Source organism: Actinomyces sp. S6-Spd3, from assembly GCF_000758755.1.
In the GTDB taxonomy this organism is placed as follows: domain Bacteria; phylum Actinomycetota; class Actinomycetes; order Actinomycetales; family Actinomycetaceae; genus Pauljensenia.
The window spans coordinates 31238-47982 of record NZ_JRMV01000276.1 but is presented as its reverse complement, the minus strand read 5'-3'; the positions used below and the strand labels follow the sequence as shown (position 1 = coordinate 47982).

Here is a 16745-nt window from a genome sequence, read left to right as displayed (position 1 = left end):
GCCAAAAGTTGACTCCAAATGCACATGGCCTCTGTCAGAATCACTATATGGGTAACAAACAGGTACGGATAGAGATTGGCTCCGGATTTTCCGGCCTTCCTGACCTTGATGATCATCAGCGTGCACTCCTCCAACGCATGATGACTTCCGACGCTGTACTTCGCGGTGCCCCTGGAAGCGGAAAAACCACACTCCTGCTCAGCGCAATCGCAGAGCTCGTTCGACAGGGACGCAGCTTTCTTGTACTTACTCCTGACCGTTCGCGGGCCGACGCACTGATGCCAGCTGTCCAAAGTATGGCTCCCGATGCTGTTCGTCCTGTACGCACGCCCACAGCTTGGGCGTATTCCATCGTTTCTCAGTGGCGCAATACGCGTGACGAACCTCTGGGGGACGTTGAACTGCTCACCGGTGCAAGCATCGATCGTCTGATCGTGCAGCTTCTTGAGACAACGCCCCTCAACTGGCCGGAAGATCTCTCGCAAACTATTCAAGCGCTGCCCGCTTTTAAGATGGAGCTGCGCTATCTCATTGATCTTGCTGCCGAGGCAGGGCTCGCTCCCGACAGCCTTGTACAACTCGGGAAAACCCATTCAATCCCGCAATGGGAAACCGTCGCATTCCTCCTGCGCAAATGGCAAGAGATCCCCGAACTTGCAGTGGAATACCGTGGAACAATGCAAGCTCACGGCGCTGCCCTTGGTCGCAGTGCAGCGCGACTGCTTTCGCGCTGGGATCAAGACATTGAGACTTTGCGGCTCCGCAGCGATGCACCACTACCGCAGTGCATCCTCATTGATGATCTGCAGGATTGCACGCCTTCGCTTCTCCCACTGCTTCAAAGCGCGCGCCAACACGGCACCCAGATCATTGCTTTTTCCAATCCGGACGTATCTGTGACCGCGTATAAGCGCGGTTACGCGAACCTCGACCTTGATCTCGCAAAAGTCTTAGGCGTCGACATTGACGATTGCGGCGGAAGCTATCATTCAACTCCGCGACTGCATGAACTGAATCGCCAGATCAGTTCGCATATCACCCAATCCGGTCCATTTTCTCGGCGTTCCGCCCCATTCCTCGGAGGAACAACAGATACAGAAACCCCGGTACGAATTCACTCCTGTGCAAGCTCAGCACAGATGGGTGCGGCAATCGGCTACGCCTTGCGTTCGCACTATCTTCACGACGATATTCCCTGGTCCCGCCAACTTGTTCTTGTCCGCTCTCAGTCCCTCATTCAACAGGCGCGAAGAGCCCTCAAGCGGAGCTATATTCCCCTTGCCGGAGGACAACAAGCCTTCGACTTTGCCGCCAACTCAATGACATCGGCACTACTGACATCGCTGATTCCACACAGTGACAGCGCAGCTCAGCTCATCGACCTGTGGCTTCGCTCCGACCTGATTTCAATCGATACGCTTCACGTCAGATCAGCAATTCAGAACTACGTGTGGGCGCACAGCGAAACTGTCCGCGATGGAGCTCTCTCGCAGCATTTAACAACAGACATGCTTTCTCGGATCCTCGTGGATTCCGATTCTCTGCCACACCATGTCGAAACAGAACTACGCAAACTACTTACGGCCTCGTCCCTGTGGAAAGAAAGCACAGGACTGAGCGCAGAAGAAGGCCTATGGAAGGCTTGGGAGACGGCAGATGTCGCCCAAACCTTGAGCGATCGAGCACTCGCGCAAGACGCCGATTCCGACTATTACGACGACGTGCTCGACGCGGTGATTGCGCTTTTCCGTGTCGCAGACATCTGGCAGCAGCGCAATCCGCAAGGAAACGCCGCAGACTTCGCAGCCGAGCTGCTCCAATCGGACGTTCCCATCGACACAATCGCACGAACAGCACTTCGCCGTGAAGGTGTTCACGTGCTCACCCCAGAACAAGCAATGGGGAAACACTGGGACACCGTTGCAATCTACGGACTCCAAGACGGTTCATGGCCGGATTTACGCCTCGGGCATCGCTTGCTGCGGGGCGACCTCCTCACGGACATTCTCCGCCTCGAGTCGCAGGGGAGTGACTGCACCCCAAGCGAAACAACGCCTCTTCTTGACGATCCACGCATTCAACGTCGAGCCATTCTGGACAATGAACTGCGCCGCTTGCTTGCTGCAACATCAAGGGCAACGCGCTTCCTCCACATCGGCGTCGTCTCGAATGAGGACCAAGCTCCTTCACAGTTCGTCGAGCTCATCGCGAAGGCAAGTGGAATCGAGATCCCTGAAGAAGGATTCACACCAGAAGAAGTACCCCCATCTTTGGATCTATCAGGTCATGTTGCGCGCTTGCGATTCCTTGCAACTCAAGAAGACGACCAGACTCGTGAACTCGCGGCCAATCTTCTTGCTCTACTCGCCCAGCACGGCGTTCACACCGCTCAGCCGGACAAATGGATCGGCGCAGGGGGAATCAGCTCCGATAGCGCAATTTATGGACAACAGAACGTCTCCATCAGCCCCTCCAGCTTCGACACTGCGCGTGCGTGTATTTTGCGTTGGTTCTTCTCGGCAAACAGTGGCTCATCTGTGCCCACACAAAGCGCTGCCGACGGGACACTGATCCACAGCCTCGCCGAGCGGTTTCCGCACGGACCAAAACAAGCCGTTGTCAAGGCTCTCGAAGAAGAAATTCAAGCGATGAATCTGGACGAAGAACCTGCAGCAACCAAGATTCATCTCAACCATCTGCGTGACATGGCTTCCGCGCTAGGGGAGTACCTAGAAGGTGCCACAGGCGAGGTGCGCGTTGAAGTCCCCTTCGACGTTCCCGTATCAAGCGTGAACATCCGCGGCCGGATGGACCGACTAGAAGTCAGCGGTGAAAGCGCGCGGATCATCGACTTCAAGACCGGTAAAAAAGGTGCAAAAGGCAAAATCAAAACCGATCCCGACCACCCGCAATTGGCCCTGTATCAATTGGCTGCAGAAGAACTCGGCTATATGATCATCGACGCTGAACTGAAATACCTCGGATACGGAGATGTTCGGACAATCCTCCAAGAGCCACTCGATGACAACAGTAAAAATGACTGGATCAACCAGCTCGACGAGGTCGCTTCACGGATGCGAGGCCCGCACTTTATAGCCACGCCATCCGACGAAGCATGCAGATACTGCGAATTCACCAGATCCTGCCCGGCGAAGGACCAAGGAAAAAGGAGCGTCGAGTAACCATGGACCTCAGAAAACTGGACGTCGACGAGATTCTTCGCATGGCGACTCCGCGCTCCAAACCCTACCTTGCACCCACGGAAGAACAACGCGCGGTTATTCAAGCTCCACTTCAACCACTCCTCGTCGTTGCAGGAGCAGGCGCTGGAAAAACAACCACGATGTCGCAGCGGGTACTCTACATGGTCGCCCACCACGGCATCGATCCCGAGCGTATCCTCGGCTTGACCTTTACGCGAAAAGCCGCCGGTGAGCTCGGGTTGAAAATGCGCCAAGACCTCGCCACTCTTGCCTCGAATAGCGGGCAGGAATTCGTTGGAGAGCCTACCGCTCTCACATATAACTCTTTCGCCGCGCGGATCCTTGGAGAATACGGCGCAACAATCGGCGTTGATCCAGACTCTCGGCTCATCGGACAGGCACAACAAGTCCAGGTGCTCAGCAGTATCGTCGAAAACTGGAGGGGTGAATACCCCCAAAGCGATGAGCAATACAAGCCGACCGCAACCATCGTTGCCGCCGTCCTGTCTTTGTCTGGGCATATTGCCGAGCAAAACATGACGCTGGACGATGGACGAATAGCACTGAGTGCATTTCAAAAAGAACTTGAAGAAGTTGCTTCAATCTCCGGAAAGGACCCGACGGGGAATCTTAAGAAAATGATTGAGGCGAATCGTAACCGCCTGCTCCTTCTTGATATCGCAGAAGCTTTCGAAAGCTATAAGCGTGCCCACGGTCTCATCGATTTTTCTGATCAACTTCTCCTGGCAACACAAATCGTTACCTCGAACAAAGACGTCGTGCGCCAAGTTCGAAGCGACTACCAGGCTGTTCTTCTCGATGAATTTCAAGACACCTCGGTCATCCAGATGGTCTTCTTGTCTGCTCTCTTTGCAGACCACCCAACTACCGCTGTCGGCGACCCCAGTCAGGCAATCTATGGTTGGCGCGGAGCTTCTGCCTCTGCCCTCAGCGATTTCCTCACTCGCTTTTCTCCGTGCCACGACGCGTCGCAATTGGTTCTCTCAACAGCTTGGCGAAATGACCAGACAATCCTTGATGCAGCAAATGCGATCGCTCAGCCCCTGCGGGGACAGGCACGCATTGGTAATGCTGGCAACGCCCCTACTCGTGAATTAAAACCACAGCGAATTACAGTTCCAGTTCTTGCTCCACGCCCAAATGCGGGTTCGGGACAAGTGAATACCAGCTATCCGCTCACCTATGATGAGCAACTCCAAGCGGTCGTTGATTTCGCTCGACAACATCGAGTCCAAGACGAACACGGGAAGTGGAATACCTGTGCAGTACTATCTCGTCGTCGCTCGGACTTCCCCGCGATAGAACGGGCGCTTAAAGACGCTGATATCCCCGTGCAAGTCGTCGGACTCGGGGGACTTCTCGACCAAGCAGCGGTTAGCGACGTTCGGGCGGCACTTGATCTTGCAGCAGACCCCGCGAATGCCCCCGCCCTCATGCGTCTTGCCACTGCAATGGATATCGGTGCATCGGATCTACTGGTTCTTAACCAGTACGCAAAACAACAGGCATATCAAAAGACGCAGGGTGTTGTTGCGCATCCAGAGTTCAGTTTGATCGAGGCAATTGACCAGCTTCCCCCGATTGGTTGGCACTCCTCATCAGGCGGGCCAGAATTTAGTGAGGTCGCCCATCAACGTCTATCTCTTCTTGCCAAGCGCCTTCAAGTCATACGCCAGGGGATGGGGCGTGCGCTTGATGAACAAGTCGAACGCGCGATATCCATCCTGGGACTTCGCGAGGCAATCATGTCTGATCCCCTTGGAGATCAGGGCATGGAGATGCTCGACGCATTCGTTGACATCGCAGCCGAGTATGAAGCGCAAGTGTCTGGCGCAGACCTGCCAGGATTCCTCGCATGGCTCCAAGTCGCTGAAGACGAAGAAAAAGGCCTCGCAATCCCTGTGAGCGCGACTCGACCTGATGCCGTTCAACTGCTGACGATCCACTCGGCAAAAGGACTGGAATGGGATTCAGTCGTTGTTTTCGGCCTGCAAGATTCAGTCTTCCCCGATCACAAGTCAAAGCCACGAGACTGGAAGCAAGACCCGCCGGGAACAACTGAATGGTTCTCCTCGATTGAAGAACTTCCGTATCCCGTGCGGAGAGACTATGCCGATCTGCCACACATGGTTCCTGAAGAATACGGCTCAATGGGAATTGTTGAGTACTTTGATCTCCTTGCCCAAGAAGCAGAGAGAAAAACGACTACTCCAATGAGCATCTTCAACAAGCATGTTGCCTCCCACAAAGATGCGAATCAGACAGTGGATACTGTCCACAGCAGGCAAGGAATTCACCATGAACTCGAAGAACGACGCCTTGCCTATGTCGCATGGACGAGGGCTCGCCACGACCTGCTGTTGCTTGGATCATGGGTTGGCGCAACCAGTGTGACTCCACGCGATCCCTCGCGTTACCTCATGGAAACCGTGAATGCGCTCGGTCTTGATGAAGGCACTATCGCAGCTCGTCCTGAAGAAGACATTGCGGATCAATCCCTGATAGAGATCGACCCAAGGCTACGGCAATATCCGATTCTTCCCGGACGCTCGCGTCAGCTCGTCAACGCAAGTGCAACGCGCGTTCAAGAACTCATCGATACCCCGACGCAGCTCCTTGAAGAAACACTGAAAACTCAGCTCGATAACCCTCTTGTCCGCGATACTTTCTTGCTCATGGCAGAGCGTGAACGTGCACGCCAAGACGCGACTGAAATTCGTATTGACCGTGTTCCCGCAACCAGTATTTCAACCTTGATTGATGATGGTGATTCCTGGGTTCGTAGGCTGAGGCGGCCTTTGCCAACTCCACCCCAGCGCAGCTCCCTCCTAGGCACTATTTTCCACATGTGGGTCGAAAAACAGCTCCACCTGACAACCGGCGAGCTCTGGGACGACCCCGTCGTCGGTCTTGAAGCCCTCAGCGCAAGGGAACAGGAAAGGCTCTCCCTCATGCAAGAGAACTTCCGCTCTCTCGATTTGAGTTCTCTTGTTCCTGTTGCCATCGAAGAACCCTTCGCTCTGAACTATTCAGGAGTATCCGTTCAAGGTCGTATTGACGCTGTCTTTCGTGACTCGGATGGCAACGACATTGTCATCGATTGGAAGACATCCCAAGTGCCCGGCCCCACCACCAGCATCGAGAAATGGGAATACTACGCACGCCAGCTCCAGCTCTATCGGGTTGCATGGGCGAACAAGCGCGGTATTGCGCCAGAACAGGTGCAGGCACGTGTCTACTTCATTGGTGGGCCCGTGGACTTCTCTCTCGAAGACATCGCGAAAATTACCAACAAACCAGTCGATCGACTGGAAAGCGACCTCGCCCGCGCACTGAGTGAACTCGTTGTGAATAACCCAAAGATCTAAACAAAAAGAGGTGGTCCCGCAAAGCGCGGGACCACCAACAGGTCTACTCGTGCGTCGGCAAAATAACACTCATATCGAGGTGCTCTGTTGGTCCCTCGATCGCATCCGTGTGACCCGCCTCGGTCTCAACCTCGTCAGAAAGAGGAGGCTCTGCTTCGGCGTGCGCATCCTGAACTGAGTGCGCGGCCTGAACTGGGTGCGCGGCCTGAGCCGCGCGCACGTTCTGGGCTGTAGGAGCGGCCTCGGGCGATTCCGAATGCGCCGGCGCGGCATCGGCTTCCTCGTGGCGCTTTGCGGAAGGCGCCTCGCCGATGCTCGCCGACAAATCGGCCAGCATCGCCCGGGCCTCGTCAACGATTTCTGAATCATCACTATGCAGGCCATGGACCAGCCAACGCACCACAGCGAGCTCGGACAAAAGCTCCGCGCGCTCAAGCAGATGCAAGTCCTTCTCGGAACGCGTCTGCTGGTAGGCCTCGTGGAATCGCTCCAAAAACTCATCGGAAGCGCGAGCAAAAACCCACGCAATATCAACAGCTGGATCTCCCACGTGTGCGGAAGAAAAACCAGTCAGCGCGCAGACTCGACCGTGATCGACATGGATCGATGTCTCGGACAGATCACTGTGGATAGGGGAGGGGAGGAAGCGCCACAGGGACAAATTCTCCAAGGACTCTTCCCAGCGGTCCCACAAGTTCGCAGGAATAACGACTTCCTGCGCGGCCTCGTCCAAGACCGCCTGATGGCGATCGCGACACTCGATAGCTGAATACGCGGGGAGATTAACCCCCGTGTAGATGAGCTCAGGAAGATTGTGCAGGGCTGCCAGCGCGTTCCCCAAAGACGCGGGAAGCAAATGAGGATCGTCGAAATCCGAGGTTTCCATGACTCGACCGCCAAGATCGCGGTGAACCATGACTCGATCGCCCTCTGGGGTGCGGGTAAAACCAGCCGGACGCGGAATTTCAAAAGGGATCTTTGAAAAATCGTGAGCTTTTCCAAGGCGCTCTAAGACGGCGTTTTGGGCCTCCATGTCCAAACCGCCAACCGTGTCATGTGGACATACGACCATCCAGCGGTCGCCCGAAGTGTCGATGAGACCGGTGACCGAGAGGACTTCATCGCTGAACTGCGGGGGACGCAGTCCGGCAACTTCAAGGCGGGGGACCGCCACTGTCGCAAGGGCAGCAAGTTCGTAGGGGGTCTTTGATCGAGTCACATTCTTGACCTTAGCGGTAGCATTCGCGCCAATACAGCAGGCGCAGCGATCATCAGTGAATTCATAACGTGATGAGGATCTAAGCAATGAGGGGTCCATATGTTGGAAAAGAGAGAGTAAATGAAAACCAACGGTGGAATGATCGAGGCATGAGCGAAAAGTTTGATACATCTCGACTTCCCCGCGAGCTCTCCTCTGTTTTTGAGGAATTGGTTGCTCGCGATCCGTACCAGCTTGAGTTCCATCAGGCTGTTTATGAGGTTCTCATGACCCTCACGCCTCTGGTTACACGCAAGCCTGAATACCAAGATCTGGCTATTTTTGAACGAATTACAGAACCTGAGCGCCAAGTCATGTTCCGTGTGCCTTGGAGCGATGATCAAGGACAGATCCACGTCAACCGCGGATTCCGTGTTCAATTCAATTCGGCTCTCGGCCCCTACAAGGGCGGTCTGCGCTTCCACCCTTCGGTGAACCTATCCATTATTAAGTTCTTGGGTTTTGAGCAGATCTTTAAGAACTCTTTGACCGGTCTGCCCATGGGTGGCGCAAAGGGCGGTGCGAACTTCAACCCCAAGGGCAAGTCTGACGCCGAAATCATGCGTTTTTGTCAGTCCTTCATGACCGAGCTCCAGCGTCACATCGGTCCCGATACTGACGTTCCTGCGGGCGATATTGGTGTTGGCGGCCGCGAGATCGGTTACCTTTTCGGTCAGTATCGTCGTCTGCGCAATAGCTTCGATGCCGGTGTTCTCACTGGCAAGGGGCTGACCTGGGGAGGTTCCTTCGCGCGAACCGAGGCAACCGGTTACGGCCTCGTCTACTTTGCCGAGGAAATGCTCCGCGCTCGCGGCACTTCTTTTGACGGCAAGCGCGTCGTTGTTTCCGGTTCCGGAAACGTTGCAATCTACGCGACTGAAAAGGCTCAAGAACTCGGCGCAACGGTTGTTGCAGTCTCTGACTCCTCCGGTTTCGTTGTTGACGAGGCAGGAATTGACGTTGAGCTCCTCAAGGACGTGAAGGAACGCCGTCGTGGACGCGTCAGCGACTATGCAAACCAGCGTTCAAGCGCTCACTTCAGTGCTGAGGGCTCGATCTGGGAAGTTCCCTGTGACGTCGCACTTCCGTGTGCAACTCAAAATGAACTCCCCCTTGAGGGCGTCCAGGCCTTGATCCGTAACGGCGTGCAGATGGTTGCGGAGGGCGCAAACATGCCCACCACTCCCGAGGCCATTGATGAGCTGCGTAGTGCTGGTGTCCTTTACGCGCCCGGCAAGGCATCCAATGCTGGCGGTGTTGCGACTTCCGGTCTTGAGATGCAGCAGAACTCGGGTCGAACCCAGTGGCCTTTCGAGGAAACGGACGCGAAGCTGCACCAGATCATGGTGGGAATCCATGAGAACTGCTTGGCTACGGCGGACGAATACGGGGTGCCCGGAGACTATGTCGCCGGCGCAAACCTTGCTGGTTTCATCAAGGTTGCGGACGCAATGGTCGCTCAGGGCCTGATCTAATTCGCAGGCTGTTTCAGGGGGCTTCACGCCGGTGGGCGTGGAGCCCCCTTTCCTGTACAAGGCGGGGGAGCGCGCTCAATGAAACAGAGGGACTTCCTTTGGGGCTAGTGCGAAATGCCGGGCGCGCGTAGCATTTTCGATATCGCAATGAAGCGAGGACATTGGGCAAGCGGAGGTTCAGTGATGTTCTGGGATCGGGTTGCGCCCCTTTACGACTTCTTCGAAAACACATTTAATCGCGGCGTGTATGACGGAACAGGCGTCGCTGTCGCTCAGCTGGTTGGCCTCGAAGACGAGGTCCTTGAATGCGCCTGCGGAACCGGTGCAATCAGCACCTTCCTTGCGCCGATGTGCAAGAGGCTGGTCGCTACCGACTTTTCCGAGGGAATGCTCAAACAAGCGCGGAAGAAACTTGCGAAATATCGCAATGTTACGGTCGAAAGAGCTGACATCACAAAGTTGCATTACGCGGACGATTCCTTCGACATCGTCATCGCAGGCAATGTCATCCATCTGCTTCCAGATCCTGGTGCTGCCATGCAGGAACTTGAACGAGTCGTCCGCCCCGGAGGCACTATCGTCGTCCCGACTTATGTCAAGCGTCGCCCAAGCAAACAAGGAATAATCCCGAAGATCCTTGCGAAGCTCGGCGTTGACTTCAAGGAACAATTCGATGTGGACTCCTATCGAGCTTTCTTTGAGAAATTGGGATACCGCAACGTTACCTACACCGTTATTGACGGCCGCATTCCTTGTGTGATTGCTTCCTTCACCTGTAACAATGAAGAGCAATAGTCCTCGCTGTTGAGCTCACCCGGAGTCTGAGATGGCATTTGATTTTAAAAAGGAATATAAGGAACTCTACGCGCCTAAGAAAGGGCCGAGTATCGTTGAAGTTCCAACGATGCGCTTCGTCGCTATGCGTGGTAGTGGAGACCCTAATGACGCGGAGGGTGCTTACCAAAGGGCAATTTCTGTCCTATATGCCATTTCCTACACGATCAAGATGAGCAAGAAAGGCTCCCGTCAGATTGACGGATACGTCGATTTCGTCGTACCGCCACTCGAGGGATTCTGGTGGCAAGACGGTGTCGAGGGCGCTGACTATTCCCACAAAGAGGCTTTCAACTGGATTTCCGTTATCCGGCTGCCTGACTTTGTTTCGCGCGAGGATTTCGACTGGGCGGTCCAGGAAGCGACGAAGAAAAAGAAAGTTGACTGCTCGGTGGCTGAGTACCTCACGATAGAAGAAGGCTTGTGCGTGCAGTGCCTGCACATTGGCAGCTACGACGATGAGCCCGCCACTGTCGAGGCCATGCATGCCTATGCGCGTGAGTGCGGATACGCGATCGACCTGACGCAAGAGCGGCGTCACCACGAAATCTATCTTTCAGACGCACGCAAAGTGGCTCCTGACAAGCTCAAAACGATCATCCGCCACCCGATCAAAGCTTCAGAAGAGAAGAAATGAGCGAGTGTTTACACTTTATTGTCTGCCTTTCTTGACGGGGTGGGGATAATGGTGAGAACGCAATGGGGAGGTGAAGAAACCGATGTGGATAGTGGCCGTAGTGGTACTGGTCGTGTCGTGGAGTCTCACTGCTCTCTTGCTTGCCCTGCTTGTGCGTGCTCAGCATGAGCTCAAACGAGTTCTTGCAGAAAAAGAACGGCTGCGTCAATTGCATCAGGACTACATTGCCGGCCCCGCTGTTCTCTCACACGAATTGCGTACCCCTTTGACTGTCGTTCGAGGAGCAGCTGAATTACTCGCTGATGGTTCTGCTGGCCCCATGAACGAGATGCAATTGAAATTCGCCAAAACTATCGCCGAGAACTCTAACCAGGTCATCGAGATGGCGGAGGACATGCTTGCAGAAATCCGTATGGAATCGGATCTGTTTAACCTTCGCTTGAAACGGGTCGAAATGCGCGAACTTGTTCGACACAACGTCGCGCAACTTCGCCGCTTCCATTCGGCACCAATCCGCCTTGAAAATCATGGGGCTCCCATCCACATGTCCGTTGACCCACGTTTGATGGGACAGGCGATCGCTAATGTCATCAACAACGCTGCACGTCACGCGGGTGATGGCGTCTCGATCCTCGTGAGCGTCCAAGACTCCGATGAAGATGTGACAATCGCAGTTGTTGATGATGGGCGCGGAATGACACCTGAAGAAAAAGAACGCCTCTTCATTCCCTTCGATACCGGAGGATCCTTGCGTCCTGGAACGGGACTTGGAATGATGCTCACGCAAAAGATCCTGAGGTTGCACGGAGGAACGATCCTTGTCGATACGATTGCTTCTAAAGGAACGACGTTTTATCTGACGATCCCGCGATCGCAGCGCAGCGCAACGGTGCCAAAGGAGGGGCAATGACGACAACCGCTTTAGTTGTTGATGATGAACCTCAGATTTTGATGATCATCAAGTTTGCCCTTGAAACTGCGGGTATTACCGTAGAGACCGCCAGTGATGGTGGGCGTGCATGGGATAAATTCACGAAGAAGTACTACGACCTCGTCGTACTCGACTTAATGATTCCCGTGATCTCTGGAATTTCGCTTGCTCAAAGAATCCGTGCAATGAGTGACGTTCCGATCATCATGATTACTGCTTTGTCAGAAGAGTCTGACCGGATCAAAGGACTTGAAAGCGGCGCAGACGACTACATCACCAAACCGTTTAGTCCCAAAGAGTTGACCTTGCGCGCGCAATCCCTTCTTCGGCGTTCAAAGGCGCTGACATCTGAGGTAGTGACGAACGGTCCTTTGCGTGTTGATATGCGTCAGCACAAGGCGTTTGTTTTTGGTGTCCCCGTTGTCCTCTCAAGCATCGAGAGGCGTTTCCTTGAAGTGCTTGTGCAAAATCTTGGCGAGCCCGTCACCTATCGCGAACTGCTGAATTCCGTATGGGAAACGCAGGATGAGTCTGGCGGAAAAGACATGATCAAGATGACGGCGTATCGTCTGCGGGGATCATTAGGCCCAGAAGGGGCCGCCCTCGTTCAATCGGTTCGCTCCGTCGGCTACATGATGCCCGAACTTTAGTAACACCTTAGTTACCAGCCGTTACCGCAAGACCACTATCGGGTGCATCCGAGAGTCCACAATGGACCTGAGAGAGCACGCCTGCGAAGTCGATGCTCCTTACAGATTCCTCGATTCAAAGGAGAATCCCGATGAAGAAGAACTTCATCTCCCTGATTGCACTCGGCGCAGTCGGAGCCTTCACCCTGTCCGGATGCATCGTCAATGAGCAGGGCAGCGACAACAACGGCGGAAACGGATCCGAGCAGTCTTTGACCATTGCGTGTGGCGCAATGGAAGATCTCTGCCAGAAGTGGACCGAGACTTTCACCGCGCAGACCGGAATCAAGACGAGCTACGTTCGCCTGTCTTCGGGTGAAACCGTTGCACGTCTGGACTCGGCCAAGGACAACCCGGAGTTCGACGTCTGGCACGGCGGCCCCGTGGATGGCTATGGTGCAGCAGTCGAAAAGGGCCTGATCGAGGCCTACGATTCCCCGACCGCAAAGGAAATTCCGGACAAGTACAAGGATCCGAACCACAACTGGACCGGTGTCTACGTGGGCGTTCTGGGCTTCTGCTCGAACAAGAAGGTCCTGGACGAAAGGGGCTTGGCTGTTCCCGAATCGTGGAGCGACCTCCTCAAGCCTGAGCTCAAGGGGCAGGTCTCGACCGCACACCCCTCGACCTCGGGTACCGCGTTCACGACACTGTGGACCCAGGTCGTTCTTGGTGGTAGCGAGAATGCAGGCATCGACTACATGAAGAAGATGCACGCCAATGTTCTGCAGTACACCAAGTCCGGTACTGCTCCCGGCCAGATTGCCGGCCGCGGTGAGGTCGCAGTTGGCCTCGTCTTCTCGCACGACTGCGTGAAGTACCGTGACGAGGGCATGAAGGACCTGGTCGTCTCCTTCCCGAAGGAAGGCACCGGCTACGAGATCGGTGGTGTTGCTCTGATTAAGAACTCGAAGCACTCCGAAGCCGCGAAGAAGTACATCGACTGGGCAATTTCTGCTGACGCTCAGAACATCGGTCAGACGGTTGGATCGAACCAGATTCTCACCAACCCGAATGCTAAGACCAATGACAAGATGGCCAAGCTCGACGAAATCAACTTGATCGACTACAACTTTGCCGCAGCCGCGGCTGCAAAGCCTGAATTGACCAAGCGCTTCGACGAAGAGGTTGCCGCTAAGCCGCGCGAGTAATTCGCGCTTCAGCGGGAGGGGGCAGCGCTCAACATGTCCCTGCGTTGTCCCCTCCCTTCTCTCTTTCTTGATCTGTGCGCCCGCTGATGGGTGCGCCCAATGCAGGGAAAACCCGCCTCAAAGATGTGCGGACATCCCGTAAAGATTGGATTTTTAATGTCTGTGGAGACAAGTGCACCACCGAGCGTTGGTGCGCGGGGGGAGGAAACCCCTGAAACGCGCGCAGTGGCCTCGGGAAAGAAAAAACGAACAAAGGTTCGTCGTGATCCGGTGACTGTCGCGATCGTTGCGATCATTTCAGCGGTGTTGGTACTGCTGGTGCTGTTGCCTCTGGTCACGATTTTGGCTCGCGCATTTTCGGGCGAAGGAATGAAGGTTCTGACCTCCTTCGTCTCCTCGAAGACTAACCGTACGATTGCCCTGAACACTATTGTCTTGGGCTTGGTCGTCGGTCTTGTCGGAACTCTTGTTGGTTTCTTCTTCGCTTACATTCAGGCTCGCGTGAAGATCCCCGGCAAGAAGATCCTGCACCTCATCTGCTTGATCCCGATCGTTTCCCCGCCCTTCGCTGTGGCAACGTCCGCGATCACTCTGTTTGGACGCAACGGAATTATCTCCACTCAGCTGCTCGGTCAGCAGTGGAACATCTACGGCCTCTCTGGCCTGACTCTGGTTCTTTCTCTCTCCTTCTTCCCTGTTGCGTACATGAACATGCTCGGCATGCTCAAGAATCTGGATCCCGCAATGGAGGAGGCCGCGGCCTCCCTGGGTGCATCCTCGTGGAAGATTTTCCGCACGGTTACCCTCCCCATGCTGATCCCCGGCTTCGCAGCCTCGTTCCTCCTCCTCTTCGTCGAGGCAATCGCTGACCTGGCGAACCCCTTGGTCATCGGCGGTGACTTCACGGTCTTGGCTTCGCGCGCATACATCGCGGTCAACGGTGAGTACAACACTGCTGCCGGTTCGGCTTACTCGCTGATCCTCTTGGTTCCCGCGCTCTTGGTCTTCCTTCTGCAGCGCTACTGGTCGGGTCGTTCTTCCGCGGTGACCGTGACCGGTAAGCCCGCGGGCCGCGTTCGCATGGTGACTTCTCTTGCTGCTCGCATTCCTTTGGGCGCAGTGACTGCCGCGCTGGCACTTTTCGTTGTGACGATTTACGCGACGGTTATTGTGGGTGCATTCGTCTCGATCTTGGGCGTTGACAATACCTTCACTCTCAAGAACTTCAAGTACGTGCTCTCGGGTATCGGTAACGATGCGATGGTGGATACGACCATCTTGGCCCTGATTGCTACGCCGATTGCTGGCGTGCTTGGCATGATCGTCGCGTGGTTGGTTGTCGTGCGTTTGAAGGCTTCCTCGGGCTTCATGGACTTCCTCGGTATGCTCGGTTTGTCTGTGCCCGGTACCGTCTTGGGTATTGGTTACCTCATCACCTACAACAAGCCGATCATCATCTTTGGAAAGCTCCAGTTGATGCCTGCGCTCGCGGGTGGTTCTGCGGTTTTCGGTGGTGCGTTGGCGATCATCATGGTGTACATCGCGCGTTCGATGCCTTCCGGTCAGCGTTCGGGTATTGCTTCCCTCCACCAGATTGATCATTCGATTGACGAGGCCTCAACCTCCTTGGGTGCTTCGGGCTTGGTGACCTTCATGAAGGTGACGCTTCCCCTGATTCGTCCTGCGTTCATCGCTGGTTTGACCTACGCCTTCGCGCGTTCGATGACCACGCTGTCGCCAATCATTTTCATCACGACTCCTAAGACCAAGATCATGACCTCGCAGATTCTGTCTGAGGTTGATGCGGGGCGTTTCGGTAATGCCTTCGCCTTCTGCACGATCTTGATCGTCATTGTCATGGCTGTTATCGGCCTGACGAATGTCCTCGTGCGAGATAAATCTGTCACCGCCTCCAATGGCGCGGGCATGTAATTGTTGACAAAGGAAAGCTTCATGTCGAATACAAATGACACTAATGCTCCCGGCCGCCTGTCCTTGGTGGAACTGACGAAGACCTTCTCCAATACGGTCTCTGATGTGACTGCGGTCGACCACATCAATTTGGACATTCGCCCCGGCGAGTTCATCACCTTGCTTGGTCCGTCTGGATGCGGCAAGACCACGACCCTGCGCATGATCGCAGGTTTCGAGGATGCAACTTCGGGCCAGGTCATGCTGGACGGCGAGAACATGGTTGTTGTCCCGCCGAACAGGCGCCCCATGTCGATGGTGTTCCAGTCCTACGCGCTGTTCCCGCACCTCAGCGTGCGTGAAAACGTTGCCTACGGTTTGCGTCTGCGTAAGAAGAGCGCAGAGGAAATCAAGGAAGAAGTCGATATCGCTCTTGCTGCGATGAACCTGACTGCGATGGCCGATCGTGCGCCCTCTCAGCTCTCGGGTGGCCAGCAGCAGCGTGTTGCACTGGCACGCGCCATGGTTGTGCGCCCCAAGGTTCTGCTTTTCGATGAGCCCTTGTCGAACTTGGATGCGAAGCTGCGCGTCAAGATGCGCGTGGAGATCCGCCGGATGCAAAAGCGTCTGGGTATCTCTTCCGTTTACGTCACCCACGATCAGTCTGAAGCTATGGCAATGTCGGACCGCATTGTCGTCATGAACTCCGGTCGCATTGAGCAGGTTGATACTCCCGAAGAGATTTATCTGCACCCCGCGAGCGTTTTCGTTGCAGACTTCGTGGGACGCGCGAACTTTGTGCCTGCTCAGGCTCAGGAAGTCGGCGAAGACGGCATGGCTGAGATCGAGGCCTTGGGCCAGAAGATTCGCGTTCACTCTTCTGAGGGCGCGAAGGAAGCTGTGCGTGAGGGCAAGGAAACCGTGGTCTTGGTTCGCCCTGAGTCCATGAGGATTCAGCCGACCGATGAGAAGCCCGCAACCTTGACGGGTTCTTTGGGGCAGGTCGTTACCTCGATCTTCTACGGTGAAACGGTCGAATACGAAATCGAGACCGAGTTTGGTTCGCTCGTGTGTGTCGTTTCTGATCCGCGTGCCGAGGACCTCCTTGAAGAAGGTCAATACGTTCGCCTGGGTATCGAGGCGGAGAAGGCATGGCTCTTGCCTTCGGGAGAGCTCGCATCGGCGTAACTGTTGTATGGGTCTTGAGTGAGTGATCAAGGCCGCCGGCCGGGGCCGGGAGAGGGGAGTGATTATCCCTCTCCCGGCC

11 protein-coding genes are annotated in these 16745 nt (G+C 55.2%); 10 read left to right on the top strand and 1 reads right to left on the bottom strand.

Annotation, left to right across the window (positions count from 1 at the left end; translation table 11 throughout):
• Positions 1-47 precede the first annotated feature (47 nt).
• Together HMPREF1627_RS05405 and HMPREF1627_RS05400 are read left to right on the top strand one after the other, a co-directional pair.
• A complete protein-coding gene (locus tag HMPREF1627_RS05405) occupies positions 48-3182 on the top strand; it encodes a UrvD/REP family ATP-dependent DNA helicase (RefSeq protein ID WP_034501756.1) in 3135 nt (1044 codons plus the stop codon).
• A 2-nt stretch (positions 3183-3184) separates the two neighbouring features.
• On the top strand, positions 3185-6592 hold the full coding sequence (locus tag HMPREF1627_RS05400) for an ATP-dependent helicase (RefSeq protein ID WP_034501755.1): 3408 nt from the start codon (positions 3185-3187) through the stop codon (positions 6590-6592).
• Positions 6593-6635: 43 nt separating this feature from the next.
• Here the strand turns inward: HMPREF1627_RS05400 and HMPREF1627_RS05395 are convergent, their stop codons facing one another.
• On the bottom strand, positions 6636-7811 hold the full coding sequence (locus HMPREF1627_RS05395; RefSeq protein ID WP_034501754.1) for a phosphotransferase: 1176 nt from the start codon (positions 7809-7811) through the stop codon (positions 6636-6638).
• Between the two features lie 149 nt (positions 7812-7960).
• Here HMPREF1627_RS05395 and gdhA point away from each other — a divergent pair, with 149 nt between their 5' ends.
• The 8 genes from gdhA (at position 7961) to HMPREF1627_RS05355 (ending at position 16666) form a co-directional block, all read left to right on the top strand.
• Entirely contained in the window at positions 7961-9325 is a 1365-nt protein-coding gene (gene gdhA, locus HMPREF1627_RS05390; protein WP_034501753.1) for an NADP-specific glutamate dehydrogenase, read from the top strand.
• 183 nt (positions 9326-9508) lie between these two features.
• Positions 9509-10120 carry a class I SAM-dependent methyltransferase gene (locus tag HMPREF1627_RS05385; protein WP_034501983.1) on the top strand — a complete coding sequence of 204 codons (612 nt, stop codon included), beginning with the start codon at positions 9509-9511 and terminating at the stop codon, positions 10118-10120.
• 31 nt (positions 10121-10151) lie between these two features.
• Positions 10152-10796: a GyrI-like domain-containing protein gene (locus HMPREF1627_RS05380; protein ID WP_034501752.1), complete on the top strand. Its 645-nt coding sequence runs from the start codon at positions 10152-10154 to the stop codon at positions 10794-10796.
• Positions 10797-10878: 82 nt separating this feature from the next.
• A complete protein-coding gene (locus HMPREF1627_RS05375) occupies positions 10879-11706 on the top strand; it encodes a sensor histidine kinase (protein ID WP_034501751.1) in 828 nt (275 codons plus the stop codon).
• Positions 11703-12377 (top strand): response regulator transcription factor, encoded by a 675-nt coding sequence (locus HMPREF1627_RS05370; RefSeq protein WP_034501750.1) that lies wholly within the window; start codon positions 11703-11705, stop codon positions 12375-12377. The genes HMPREF1627_RS05375 and HMPREF1627_RS05370 overlap by 4 nt, the downstream gene beginning before the upstream one ends.
• 131 nt (positions 12378-12508) lie before the next feature.
• Positions 12509-13567, top strand: a complete 1059-nt coding sequence (locus HMPREF1627_RS05365; protein ID WP_034501749.1) for an ABC transporter substrate-binding protein — start codon at positions 12509-12511, stop codon at positions 13565-13567.
• 156 nt (positions 13568-13723) lie between these two features.
• The gene (locus HMPREF1627_RS05360) at positions 13724-15499 is read left to right on the top strand and encodes an ABC transporter permease (RefSeq protein WP_234305257.1); all 1776 of its coding nucleotides are present in this window, start codon (positions 13724-13726) and stop codon (positions 15497-15499) included.
• A gap of 21 nt (positions 15500-15520) precedes the next feature.
• Positions 15521-16666 (top strand): ABC transporter ATP-binding protein, encoded by a 1146-nt coding sequence (locus HMPREF1627_RS05355; protein ID WP_034501747.1) that lies wholly within the window; start codon positions 15521-15523, stop codon positions 16664-16666.
• Positions 16667-16745 lie beyond the last annotated feature (79 nt).

Bases quoted from the DNA above. Each gene is read 5' to 3' on its own strand.
- HMPREF1627_RS05405 (WP_034501756.1), top strand. From the start codon at position 48: ATGGGTAACAAACAGGTACGGATAGAGATTGGCTCCGGATTTTCCGGC.
- HMPREF1627_RS05400 (WP_034501755.1), top strand. From the start codon at position 3,185: ATGGACCTCAGAAAACTGGACGTCGACGAGATTCTTCGCATGGCGACT.
- gdhA (WP_034501753.1), top strand. From the start codon at position 7,961: ATGAGCGAAAAGTTTGATACATCTCGACTTCCCCGCGAGCTCTCCTCT.
- HMPREF1627_RS05385 (WP_034501983.1), top strand. From the start codon at position 9,509: ATGTTCTGGGATCGGGTTGCGCCCCTTTACGACTTCTTCGAAAACACA.
- HMPREF1627_RS05380 (WP_034501752.1), top strand. From the start codon at position 10,152: ATGGCATTTGATTTTAAAAAGGAATATAAGGAACTCTACGCGCCTAAG.
- HMPREF1627_RS05375 (WP_034501751.1), top strand. From the start codon at position 10,879: ATGTGGATAGTGGCCGTAGTGGTACTGGTCGTGTCGTGGAGTCTCACT.
- HMPREF1627_RS05370 (WP_034501750.1), top strand. From the start codon at position 11,703: ATGACGACAACCGCTTTAGTTGTTGATGATGAACCTCAGATTTTGATG.
- HMPREF1627_RS05365 (WP_034501749.1), top strand. From the start codon at position 12,509: ATGAAGAAGAACTTCATCTCCCTGATTGCACTCGGCGCAGTCGGAGCC.
- HMPREF1627_RS05360 (WP_234305257.1), top strand. From the start codon at position 13,724: ATGTCTGTGGAGACAAGTGCACCACCGAGCGTTGGTGCGCGGGGGGAG.
- HMPREF1627_RS05355 (WP_034501747.1), top strand. From the start codon at position 15,521: ATGTCGAATACAAATGACACTAATGCTCCCGGCCGCCTGTCCTTGGTG.